Below are 11,279 nucleotides of genomic sequence, written 5' to 3' on the forward strand. Positions count from 1 at the left end.
TATTGGAAGCGGGTCTGGGCGCTGACCGGCATGCCCTATCCCAACCCCATGCACCTGATGCTGCAGTCCACCGACCCCATGGGCGCGGCGGTGAAGGCCGCCGAACTTCAGGGCCAGGAGGTGGCCCACGCCGTCCTGCGCCGCTTCCGAGAGCAGATTTTCATCTTCGGCTTCGGCCCCCAGACCCCCGATGAGTTCGAGGCGGCGACGCAAGGGGTCCCCGGTCTCGACCAGGCCCGCTGGCGCACCGACCAGACCGCCGACGCCACGGCCGCCGCCTACCGCGCCGACTGGGAGGAAACCCGCGCGCCCAACGACTACGTCCGCAACCTCAAGCACGACAGTCCGATGAACGGTGAGCTGAAGCACTCCGAGGGCCACGACCGCTACGCCCTGCCCACCGTGATCTTCCGGGGCCCCGGCGGCGACCAGACCGTCGCCGGCTGGGTCGGCTATGAGGAATATGTGGCGGGCCTGGAAGCCGCCTTCCCCGGCTCGACCGCCGATCCGCGCCCGGACCCGACACCGGTCGAGGCCTTCGCCCGCTGGCCAGTCCTGACCGCCAAGGAGCTCGCCGTGCTCTGCGACGAGGCCGCCCAGCCACCGCAGGGTGTGGTGACCTACGACTGGGGTGACGGCGTGGTCTATTTCACCGCCGCCGAAGCCAAGGCGCGGGGGTTGGCCGAACACGCCCTGGCCTAGCTTTCCCCATTGCCTGACGCGGCGACAGACGGGTCTGATCGCCGCCAAGGGAGCCTTGCCATGTCCGACCTCGACTTCACCGGCCAGACCGTCCTCGTGGTGGGCGGCTCCAGCGGGATCGGCAATGGGATCGCCCATGGCTTCGCCCGGCGTGGCGCAGCGGTGCATGTCTGGGGCACGCGGGCGACGGCCGCGGACTATGAGGACGTTGAGGGTTCGGATCTCTCTGGCCTGACCTATGCCCGAGTCGATGTCTCCGACCGCGCGGCGATCGCCGCCGAGGCGCCGACCTTGCCGACCCTCGACGTGCTGGTGCTGTGCCAGGGGACGGTGATCTACAAGCGCGGCGAGTTCGCCCCGGCCGGCTGGGATCACGTCATGGCGGTCAATCTGGACAGCCTGATGGACTGCTCCAACGCCTTCCACGACCGGCTGGCCGTCGCCAAGGGGTCGATCATCATCGTGAGCTCCGTGTCGGGCTTCCAGTCCAACCGGGGCAACCCGGCCTATGCCGCCTCCAAGGCCGGCGCCGTCAGCCTGACCAAGACCCTGGGCGAGGCCTGGGCGCGGGACGGCGTCCGGGTGAACGGCCTGGCGCCGGGCCTGGTGGCCACCAAGCTCACCGCCGTCACCACCGGGAACCCTGACCGCCTGACCGGCGCCCTGCGCGCCATCCCCGCCGGCCGCATGGGCACCCCAGACGACATGGCCGGGGCGGCGCTGTTCCTGGCGTCGCCCCTGGCCTCCTACGTCAACGGCCAGACCTTGATCGTCGACGGCGGCCTGTCGCTCTCCTGAAGGATTTCCAGATGTCGCTCAGCCGCTCAGTCCAGGGTTCCGTCGTCCTTATCACCGGGGCGGGCGGCGGCATGGGGGCGGCCACCGCCCAGCTGTTCGCCGCCGAAGGCGCCCACGTCGCCGTCACCGACCGCGATGGCGCGGCGGCGCAGGCCGTCGCCGAGGCCATCACGACGCAGGGCCAGTCGGCCCAGGCTTGGCCGCTGGACGTCTCCGACCCCGCCCAGATCCTCGCTGTGGTGGGGGAGATCGCCGCCCGGTTTGGCGGCCTGGACTGCGTAGTCAACAATGCCGGAATCTCGGGCTTCGCCGCCATCGACGACGATGCCTACGAGGCCGTCTGGGACTGGTCCATCGCCGTCCTGCTGACCTCGCACCACCGGGTGATCCGCGCGGCCCTCCCCCACCTGCGCAAGTCCGCCGCCCCCCGCATCGTCAACATCGCCTCGACCGAGGCGCTCGGCGCGACAGCCCGCGACAGCGCCTATGCGGCGGCCAAGGCCGGCGTCACCGGCCTGACCCGCGCCCTGGCCGTCGAGCTGGGCCGCGAGGGGATCACGGTCAACTGCATCTGCCCGGGCCCGATCCTGACGGGCATGACCGACGCCATCCCCGACGAGGCGCGCCAGACCTATGCCAAACGGCGCACGGCGCTGGGACGCTATGGCGCGCCCGAAGAGGTGGCCCACATGACTCTGAGCCTGTGCCTGCCCGCCGCCAGCTACCTCACCGGCGTCACCATCCCGGTCGACGGTGGCTTGATGGCGCGCAACGCCTAAGACCTCCGGGCGTTTTAGCTCGCCTTGCCCGTGGCTGCTCAAAGCTGCGTGAATAGGTGTGGCGCCGCACAGACGGAGTCACCATTAGGCGTAGAGTGCGCGTGAGAGGAAACCCCAATGACACCTGACACCGATCATCACATCTCGGTCGTTCCGGTGGAGGGCGGCTGGCGCGTGCTGTCTCCCTTTGACGACACACCCTTGATGTTCCTTTCCGGCGCCAAGGCCGAGGAAAAGGCCAAGGCCCTGGCCGAACGCTTGGCGGCCACCGGCCATGACGCGCGCGTCCTGATCCACGACCGCACCCAGGCGCTGATCGGGACCTGGCGCTATTTCGCCGACGACGCGCCGATGGCTGAACTCCCTGTGCGGGCGGCGGATTAGCCCGGGTTTCGCCACCACGCCGCCAAGGCTGAAATCGTACATCTCTGTCGGATATCCGTCGGAACTGGCTCCCGAAATCAGTGTTTCCGGACTCTGGGCGCATCGCCCGCAGGTTCAGGAATGAGAGGGACGACATGGCGACCACCGCGAAAGCCGACACAAGCAAGAAAACCTCTGCCAAGAAGACCGCGCCGCGCCGCACGCGGCGGACCAACCGCCGTGACCCGCTGGCCATCAGCCTGCTCAAGAAGGACCACCGCGAGGTGGCCGCGATGTTCGACGAGTACGAGCAGCTGGAGAAGGACGCCGAGAAGCTCGCCCTGTTCAACAAGATCGCGCTCGCCCTGAAGGTCCACACCCAGATCGAAGAGGAAATCTTCTATCCCGAGGAGCGTGGCGACGTTGAGGACGACCTGATGGACGAGGCCTATGTCGAGCACGACGGGGCCAAGAAGCTGATCGCCGAGATCGAGGCCATGAAGCCCGGCGAGCAGTTCTATGACGCCAAGGTCAAGGTGCTGGGCGAGTACATCTCCCACCACGTCAAGGAAGAGGAACAACCCGGAGGGATGTTCTCGCAGGCCAAGAAAGGCGACGAGGACCTCGAGGCCATGGGCGAACGCATGAAGGCGCGCAAGGAAGAACTGATGGCCGAGATGAAGCCCGCGAAGGCCAACTGATCACGACGCCGCGCGCCGTTCGCCGGCGCGCGGCGATCTTTACTTCACGACATTGATGAGATTGCGCAGCCCCAGCATCGTCTGGGGCCGTTTGCCTTTGCGTCTTCCGTGGCGGCGGCGCGGCGCCGCCAGCGAGCGACGTTCCTTCATCCATCGATCGCTCCCGGCCTCTTCATCTGCGCGAACGGCGCAAGACGCCGCACCAGGCTTAACGTCGGGAATCGATCATTGTAAGTTTTCGACCGGACACATTTTGTCTTCTATAATACTCGAAGTGTACCTACGCCGCTGACGTTCGATTGATAAAATATTTACCGGCTAATGTGACGCACAGCTATCTGTCTCTCACCGGCGATATCTGTGACATGGTCGACGCGATACGCATTCAGTATTTGACCATTCGGTCGGAACCCCAGTGAATTTTAGAAATTACCTCCTGTCGGCTCTCGAGCCCGCCGACATGGCTGCTCTTGGCCCGTTTCTGACTGAGGCCGCACTGTCGGCGGGGGAATCGCTACATGAACCCGAGCAGACGGTGGAGGTCATCTTCTTCCCCTCCAGCGCCGTGGCCTCGGTCGTCACCCCGACCCGCGACGGGCGCAGCGTCGAGAGCGCCACCATCGGATTCGAAAGCGTCACTGGCCTGCCCTCGGCCCTCAGCGGCGAGCCCAGCTCCAGCCGGGTCTTCACCCAGGTCGCCGGAGGCGCCATCCGCCTGCCGGCAGCCAAGCTGCGGGAACAGGCCTTCAAGAGCGGGCCCCTGCTGCACCTGTTGCTGCGGCACATCGAGGCCAATGTCAGCCAGGCCCAGCAGTCGGTAGCCTGTAACGCCCTGCACGAGGCCGGCCAGCGCCTGGCCCGCTGGCTGCTGATGACCCAGGACCGGGTGTCGGGCCCCATCGTGCCGCTGACCCAGGAATATCTCGCCATCATGCTGGGAGTGCAGCGCACCACCGTCACCCTGGTGGCCAGCGCCTTCAAGCGGGCGGGCCTCATCGACTATCGGCGCGGGGCCATCACCATCCTCGACCGAGCGGGGCTCGAGCGCGAAGCCTGTGAGTGCTACGCGCTAAGCAAGGTGCGCTTCGACCGGCTGTTGAAGTCCCCGGCCTGAACCGCCCTCAGGCGGCGGCGTCGCCGCATGTCCGCGGCTGCCGATGGATCAGGCGGTCGTCCCGCCATATCTCCACCTCAGTGGCGCTGCCATGCTCGGCGAGGATCTGCAGGCCCTTCTTCTTCGCCGCGTCGTCGTCCGACAGCTCGATAGCCTCGAAGGTCAAACTCGAACCGCCGGTGAGATAGGGGAAAAAGGTATAGGCGGGCACGGACCGGGATTCCTCTGGAAGCGCCACCAGACCACCGAACCTTGACCTTCGTCTGCCGCCTACCCGACTTAGGTCGGGTGGACGACACCAGGCCTGCGGTGGCGGCTCGCCCCCTTCCCCTCGACCTCCGGCTCTGCCTAAAGTCCGCCCAAGAAAGTGCATGGGGGGAACGTGCGTATGGCTGCGGCAGCAGAGGCCGGCGGTAAGCCGGTCTATTCGGACAGTTATAAGGGCGTGGTGCTGGGCCTGTTGGTCACCGCCTACACGCTGAACTTCATCGACCGGACGATCATCGCCACCATCGGCCAGGCCATCAAGGATGACCTGAAGATCACCGACACCCAGCTTGGCCTGCTGGGAGGACTCTATTTCGCCCTGCTCTACACCCTGCTGGGCATTCCGATCGCCCGCCTGGCCGAGCGTTTCAACCGCGTCTCCATCATCTCAGCCGCCATCCTGATCTGGTCAGGGTTCACCGCCCTTTGCGGCACCGCCACCAGCTTCGCACAACTGGCCGCCTACCGGTTCGGGGTCGGGTTCGGCGAGGCCGGCCTCTCCCCACCCGCCCACTCGTTGATCAGCGACTATTACGAGCCCAAGCGTCGGGCGAGCGCGCTCTCGATCTACTCCTTCGGTATCCCGCTGGGCACCATGCTGGGCGCCGTCGCGGGCGGCTGGCTGGCCCAGAACTTCTCGTGGCGGATCGCCTTCCTGTTGGTGGGCGCCCCCGGAATCCTCATCGCCATCGTCATGAAGCTGGTGGTCAAGGAACCCCCGCGGGGGCACTCCGAACCCGATCAGTCCGCCTCCGGCGAGGTCGTCGTCGAGGCGGCTCCGAAGTTCTCCCTGGCCGGCGAGTTCAAGGAGCTGGGCGCGGTCGCCGGCACCCTGTTTGGGAAGTGGCCCGTCCTGCACATGGTGCTGGGCGTCACCATCGCGTCCTTCGGCTCCTATGGCTCGGGCCAGTTCGTACCGCCCTATTTCACCCGGGCCTTTGGCCTGGACTACGCCCAGGTCGGCCTGATCACCGGTCTCGTCGGCGGCTTCTCCGCCGGCATCGGCACCCTGCTCGGCGGGTTCATCACCGACCGCCTCAGCCGGCGCTCGCCGCGTTGGTACTCGCTGACACCGGCCATCGGCCTGGCCATCGCCACGCCGATCTATATCGCCGCCTATCTGCAACCCTCGTGGCAGACCGCAGCCCTGATCCTGCTGATCCCGGGGATCTTCCACTACACCTATCTGGGCCCGACCTTCGGGGTGGTGCAGAACATGGTGCCCACGCGCCGCCGGGCCACGGCCACAGCCCTGCTGTTCTTCTTCCTGAACCTGATCGCGCTGGGCGGCGGGCCGCCCTTCACCGGTTGGATCATCGACCAGTTCGCCCAGTTCAACTTCAACCACGACGGCGGTGCGGGCACGCTTGCGGCGCTGGGCGGCCTGCTGGGCGGCGACGGCGGCGCGGTCAGCTTCGCCCAGGCCTGCCCGGGCGGCAAGGCGCCGGACGGGGCGAGCCTCGCCTTGATCGGCCAGTGCAAGGTGAGCCTGGTGGAGGCGACGCGCTCGGGCGTCATCGTCTCCATCTGCTTCTATCTGTGGGCCGCGTTCCACTACCTGCTGGGCTCCATCGGCCTCACCAAGGCGCTGGCCAAGGCCCGCACCGACCGGGGCGAAACCGAGTAGATCTGGCCCGACCCTTCCTCCCCGTTCGCGTCGCGGCCGGGGAGGAAACGCTCGGCGCGGGGTGGCAAAAGCCGGCCGGTGGCGCTATCCAGCCCGCCTAAGGAGCCCTCGACATGATCCCCCGCTACGCTCGCAAGGAAGCCGCCGACATCTGGTCGCCCCAGACCCGCTTCAAGATCATGTTCGAGATCGAGGCCCACGCCGCCGACAAGATGGCGCAGCTGGGGGTCATCCCCAAGCTGGCCGCCCAGACCATCTGGGAAAAGGGCCGCGACGCCGTCTGGGACGCCGATCGCATCGACGAGATCGAGCGCGAGGTGAAGCACGACGTCATCGCCTTCCTGACCCACGTCACCGAGATCGTCGGCCCCGACGCCCGCTTCCTGCACCAGGGCATGACCTCATCCGACGTCAACGACACGGCGCTCGCCGTCCAACTCAGCCGCGCCACCGACCTGCTGATCGAAGACGTCGACATGGTGCTGACAGCCCTGAAGCGCCGCGCCTTCGAGCACCGCCTGACACCCACCGTCGGCCGCAGCCACGCCATCCACGCCGAGCCCACCACCTTCGGTCTGAAGCTCGCCGGCCACTATGCCGAGTTCCAGCGCGCCAAGGAGCGCCTGGCGATGGCCAAGTTCGAGATCGCCACCTGCGCCATCTCCGGCGCCGTCGGCACCTTCGCCAATGTCGCGCCCGAGGTTGAGGCCTACGTCGCCGAGCAGCTGGGCCTGGCCGTCGAACCGGTCTCCACCCAGGTGATCCCGCGCGACCGCCACGCGGCCTATTTCGCGGCCCTGGGCGTCGTCGCCTCCTCCATCGAGCGCCTGGCCACCGAGATCCGCCACCTGCAGCGCACCGAGGTGCTGGAGGCCGAGGAGCCCTTCGAGGTCGGCCAGAAGGGATCCAGCGCCATGCCGCACAAGCGCAACCCGATCCTCACCGAGAACCTCACCGGCCTGGCCCGCCTGATCCGCTCGGCCGTCGTGCCGGCCATGGAGAACGTCACCCTCTGGCACGAGCGCGACATCAGCCACTCGTCGGTTGAGCGCGGCATCGCCCCGGACGCCACGGTCCACCTGGACTTCGCCCTGCGCCGTCTGGCCGGCGTGGTCGAGCGGCTGGTGATCTATCCGGAGAACATGCTGAAGAACATGGACCGTCTCGGCGGCCTGGTTCACTCTCAGCGGGTCATGCTGGCCCTGACCCAGAAGGGCGTCGCCCGCGAGACCGCCTATGCCTCGGTTCAGGGCGCGGCGATGAAGGTCTGGCGCGGCGAGGGCCTGTTCATCGACCTGCTCCTGGCCGACGAGACCGTCACGCTCTCGGAAGCCGAGATCCGCGACCTCTTCGACCTCGGCTACCACTTCAAGAATGTCGACGTGATCTTCGCCCGGGTGTTCGGGCAAGAGGCCATGGCCAAGGCCGCGGAGTAGCCCGCCTATCTGACGTCCACGAACCGCCGAACCTCGGGGTGGGGGGTGGTGTCCAGCTCCGCGGGGGTCCCCTGCCAGACGATGGCGCCCTCGTGCAGCATGGCGATCTGGTCGCCGATGCGCCGGGCTGAGGCCAGGTCGTGGGTGATGGACACCGCCGTGCCCCCCAGGCGCGTGACCTGATCGACGATCAACTCGTTGATCACAGCCGCGGTGATGGGGTCCAGGCCCGTGGTGGGCTCGTCAAAGAACAGCAACTCGGGGTCGGCGGCGATGGCCCGGGCCAGTCCCACCCGCTTCTGCATCCCCCCCGACAGGTCCGAAGGGAACAGGTCCGCGGCCTCTGGCTCCAGACGGACGCGCGCCAGGGCGGCCAGGGCGCGTGCCCGGGCCGCCCGGCGCGGAACCCGGTCGGCATGGATCAGACGGAAGGCGACGTTCTCCCAGACGGTCAGGCTGTCGAACAGGGCCGCGCTCTGAAACAACACTCCCGACCGGGCCAGCAGCCGCCTCCGCCGCCCCCCGATGAGGCCAGGCAGGACCTTGCCGTCCAGCAGCACCTTGCCGCTGTCGGGCGACACCAGGCCCAGGGCCAGCTTGATCATCACCGACTTGCCCTGGCCTGACCCGCCGATGATCACCATCGACGCGCCGGTCGGCACACTGAGGTTCAAGCCGTCCAAGACAGCGGCGTCGCCGAACCGCTTGCCGACCCCGCGCCATTCGAGCTTGGGTCGGGTCATCGGGCGGTGAACAGGGTGGTGAGAACATAGTCGCTGGCGAAGATCGCAATCGCGGCGGTCACGACAGCCTGGGTGGTGGCCCGCCCGACGCCTCGCGCGCCGCCGGTGGCTCGATAGCCGTGATAGCACCCCATCAGGGCGACGATGAAGCCGAACACCATCGCCTTGATCAGGCCAGATCCCACGTCCCAGGGCTCCACGAAGTCCACGGTGTTGCGGATGTAGACGGTGGGATTGAAGTCCAGGAAGCCGACCGCCACCCCCCAGCCGCCAGCGATGCCGATGATGTCGGCCACCAGGGTCAACAGGGGCAGAGCAATGACGGCGGCCACCAGCCGCGGCGTCACCAGATAGCCATAGGGGTCGGTGGAGAGGGTCCGCAGGGCGTCGATCTGTTCGGTGGCGCGCATGGCGCCGATCTCCGCGGCGATGGTGGCCGAAACCCGGCCGGCCAGCATCAGGGCCGCCAGCACCGGGCCCAGTTCCCGGGTGATCCCCAGCGCCACGATCTGGGGCATGATCTGCTCGGCGTTGAAGCGCCCGCCACCGGTGTAGATGTTCAGGGCCAGGGCCGCCCCGGTGAACACCGCCGTCAGGCCGATGACCGGCAGGGAATAGAAGCCGATCGCCGCCAGTTGCCGCAGAACCTGACCCGGAAACCAGGGCCCGATCACCAGGGCCAGCAGGCTGCGCAGGCCAAACAAGGTCAACGCCCCCACCTGCCGCAGGGACGACAGCGTCAGGCGGCCGACGGCCTGGACAGGTTTCAGGGCCAGCGCGGCGGCCATCTCATTGGCTCTCCGCCGCCGGCGGCTCGGGCTGGGGCCGGACCACCTGGCCGATCAGGCCCAGCAGGTCCACCGCCCCCTGGGTGTTCTCGATCTCGCCACCCGCCTTCAGGTCCTCAGGCGCTCCGCCGGCGCCAATGGCCACGTGGACGCCCCCCAGCAGGCTGTCGCTGGTGATCTTGGCGGTGGAGTCGGCGGGCAACCGAATTCCCGGCTCCAGCGCCATGGCCACCCTGGCCAGATAGGTGTCCGGCTCCAGGCTGACCTTCGAAACCGTGCCGACCTTGACTCCGGCCACGGTGACCGCGGCGCCGGGCTCAAGTGACCCCACCTCTCCAAACCGGGCGGTGACCTCGTAGGCCCCGGGCGCCACCCCGCCCCCGCCCACCGTCAGGGCGTAGATCAGGAAGGCGCCGGCCACCGCCAGCACCAGGAAGCCCATGATGGTCTCAGCCCATTGTCCACGCACGTTTCGACGGTCCTCAGGGCTTGGGGTTGCGTCGAAGTTGCGCGATCAGGACGCCGATATCGCCGCCGGCATTGTCGATGGTGGAGACGAAATCCTGCTGCTGGGTGATGGCCAGCCAGACACCGCTGATCCGCACGTCGACGACCTTCCAGCTGCCGCCGCCGCCCAGGACCCGCCAGGAGACCGGGATCGGAGACCGGCCACGGCCGACCACCTGGGTGTCCACCACCACGTCGCCGGGGGTGCGCGCCACCGATCCGGTGACCTTCAGGGTCTCCCCGCGGAAGTCCGAGATCCGGCTCTCGTAGACGTTCTCAGCATAGGCGCGGAACGCCGTGTTGAACTGCGCTCTCTGGGCCGGCGTGATGGTTCGAGCGTACTTGCCCAGCACGAAGTTGCTGATCCGAGGCACATCGGCGATCTGGTCCAGCAACCGCCGGAACGCCGCCGCCTTCTGGGCCACGCTCAGACGGCTGTCGCCCAGCACCGTCAGCACCGCCTGAGCCTGAATCGCCACAAAAGCCTCAGCCTCGGGACTGCGGGTGTTGCGCCGGGCCTGGGTCTGGGCGAGGGCGGAGGAGCCGGCCAGCGCGGCGCCATAGCCCAGCAGCAGAAAGTGTCGGCGGTCGTGAACGGCGGGCATCGTCTGCTTCCAATCTCTCATCAATCAGGGCCTGGACCCTAGTATATCGGTTCTGGCCATTGATGGGCCGCCAGCCGCACGGCGCCGGCAGGGCGCGCGGAGACCATCGGCGCGGCGTCCGGGGCCGCCTCGAAGTCCGGCAGCACCTCGGCCTCCCCCGTCGCCTGCCGCACCTGAGCCTCCCGGCTCTGCTCATAGGCCGAACGGATCGTCGCATAGGGATCGGTGGCCTGCTGGCCGATCGCCGCCAGCGTGGCCTCGGCCCCTGCCCGTTCGTCCAAGGCGGTCACCCCTAGTCGACCGACCGCGAAGTCGCTCCCCACGCCGCCCGCCGCCAGGGAGACCGGATCGGTCAGGGCGTCCACGATACGCCCCAGGCCGTCGCGGACATTCGTCGGCCCAACCAGCGGCAGGTAGAGATAGGGGCCCGCCCCCACGCCATAGCGACCCAGGGTCTGGCCGAAGTCGGCGCTGCGGCGCTCCAGCCCCATCGTGTCGGCCACATCGAACGCGCCCAGCAGGCCAACGGTGGAATTGGTCACGAAGCGGGCGCTGGCCCGGAGCGCGCGCACCGGATGGCCCTGCAGCACCTCATTCACCACCGTCGAGGGCTCTCGCAGGTTGTTGATGACCTTGCCGAGGCGGCGGCGCAGCGGCGCCGGTGTCACCTTCAGATAGGCCCGCGCCACCGGACCAACCAGGGCGCGGTCCAGAACGCCGTTGAAGGCGTAGGACCCGCGATTGAACCGGCGCCACGGATCTTTCGCCCCGGTCGAGGCCTCGATGGTCGGCGGCGGCGCGCTGGTCGGCGCCTCGACCGGGGCGAAAGATCCGTGGCGCCGGTTCAAT

The 11,279-nt window shown here is 68.1% G+C and carries 14 protein-coding genes; 8 read left to right on the plus strand and 6 right to left on the minus strand.

The genetic code is table 11. The annotated features are described in order from the left end of the window. The 6 genes from AAC997_RS03915 to AAC997_RS03940 all read left to right on the plus strand — a co-directional run. Nucleotides 1-702 (plus strand): hypothetical protein (locus tag AAC997_RS03915; protein WP_340644393.1); only part of this gene is annotated, 702 nt, incomplete at its 5' end. 60 nt (nt 703-762) lie between these two features. After that, entirely contained in the window at nt 763-1,500 is a 738-nt protein-coding gene (locus AAC997_RS03920; RefSeq protein ID WP_340644394.1) for an SDR family oxidoreductase, read from the plus strand. Nucleotides 1,501-1,511: 11 nt separating this feature from the next. Continuing rightward, entirely contained in the window at nt 1,512-2,279 is a 768-nt protein-coding gene (locus tag AAC997_RS03925; RefSeq protein ID WP_340644395.1) for an SDR family NAD(P)-dependent oxidoreductase, read from the plus strand. Nucleotides 2,280-2,396: 117 nt separating this feature from the next. Continuing rightward, nucleotides 2,397-2,663: a hypothetical protein gene (locus AAC997_RS03930; RefSeq protein WP_340644396.1), complete on the plus strand. Its 267-nt coding sequence runs from the start codon at nt 2,397-2,399 to the stop codon at nt 2,661-2,663. A 134-nt stretch (nt 2,664-2,797) separates the two neighbouring features. Next, a complete protein-coding gene (locus tag AAC997_RS03935; RefSeq protein ID WP_340644397.1) occupies nt 2,798-3,343 on the plus strand; it encodes a hemerythrin domain-containing protein in 546 nt (181 codons plus the stop codon). 460 nt (nt 3,344-3,803) lie between these two features. After that, nucleotides 3,804-4,457, plus strand: coding sequence for a Crp/Fnr family transcriptional regulator (locus AAC997_RS03940; RefSeq protein ID WP_340644398.1), 654 nt, complete (start codon nt 3,804-3,806; stop codon nt 4,455-4,457). 7 nt (nt 4,458-4,464) lie between these two features. On the opposite strand, the gene AAC997_RS03945 is transcribed toward AAC997_RS03940, so the two are convergent. After that, nucleotides 4,465-4,668, minus strand: coding sequence for a hypothetical protein (locus AAC997_RS03945; RefSeq protein ID WP_340644399.1), 204 nt, complete (start codon nt 4,666-4,668; stop codon nt 4,465-4,467). A gap of 177 nt (nt 4,669-4,845) precedes the next feature. On the opposite strand from AAC997_RS03945, the gene AAC997_RS03950 reads away from it, so the two are divergent. Next, entirely contained in the window at nt 4,846-6,351 is a 1,506-nt protein-coding gene (locus AAC997_RS03950) for an MFS transporter (protein ID WP_340644400.1), read from the plus strand. Nucleotides 6,352-6,464: 113 nt separating this feature from the next. Continuing rightward, on the plus strand, nt 6,465-7,787 hold the full coding sequence (purB, locus tag AAC997_RS03955) for an adenylosuccinate lyase (RefSeq protein WP_340644401.1): 1,323 nt from the start codon (nt 6,465-6,467) through the stop codon (nt 7,785-7,787). A gap of 5 nt (nt 7,788-7,792) precedes the next feature. Here the strand turns inward: purB and AAC997_RS03960 are convergent, their stop codons facing one another. From AAC997_RS03960 to AAC997_RS03980, 5 genes are all read right to left on the minus strand, one after another. Next, entirely contained in the window at nt 7,793-8,530 is a 738-nt protein-coding gene (locus AAC997_RS03960; RefSeq protein ID WP_340644402.1) for an ATP-binding cassette domain-containing protein, read from the minus strand. Beyond that, nucleotides 8,527-9,318, minus strand: coding sequence for an ABC transporter permease (locus AAC997_RS03965; protein WP_340644403.1), 792 nt, complete (start codon nt 9,316-9,318; stop codon nt 8,527-8,529). The genes AAC997_RS03960 and AAC997_RS03965 overlap by 4 nt, the downstream gene beginning before the upstream one ends. A gap of 1 nt (nt 9,319) precedes the next feature. Continuing rightward, the gene (mlaD, locus tag AAC997_RS03970) at nt 9,320-9,787 is read right to left on the minus strand and encodes an outer membrane lipid asymmetry maintenance protein MlaD (RefSeq protein WP_340644404.1); all 468 of its coding nucleotides are present in this window, start codon (nt 9,785-9,787) and stop codon (nt 9,320-9,322) included. 13 nt (nt 9,788-9,800) lie between these two features. Next, nucleotides 9,801-10,430 carry an ABC transporter substrate-binding protein gene (locus AAC997_RS03975; protein WP_340644405.1) on the minus strand — a complete coding sequence of 210 codons (630 nt, stop codon included), beginning with the start codon at nt 10,428-10,430 and terminating at the stop codon, nt 9,801-9,803. A 38-nt stretch (nt 10,431-10,468) separates the two neighbouring features. After that, nucleotides 10,469-11,279 (minus strand): VacJ family lipoprotein (locus AAC997_RS03980; RefSeq protein WP_340644406.1); only part of this gene is annotated, 811 nt, incomplete at its 5' end.

The sequence above is a fragment of the Phenylobacterium sp. genome (genome assembly GCF_037968635.1).
Classification (GTDB): domain Bacteria; phylum Pseudomonadota; class Alphaproteobacteria; order Caulobacterales; family Caulobacteraceae; genus Phenylobacterium.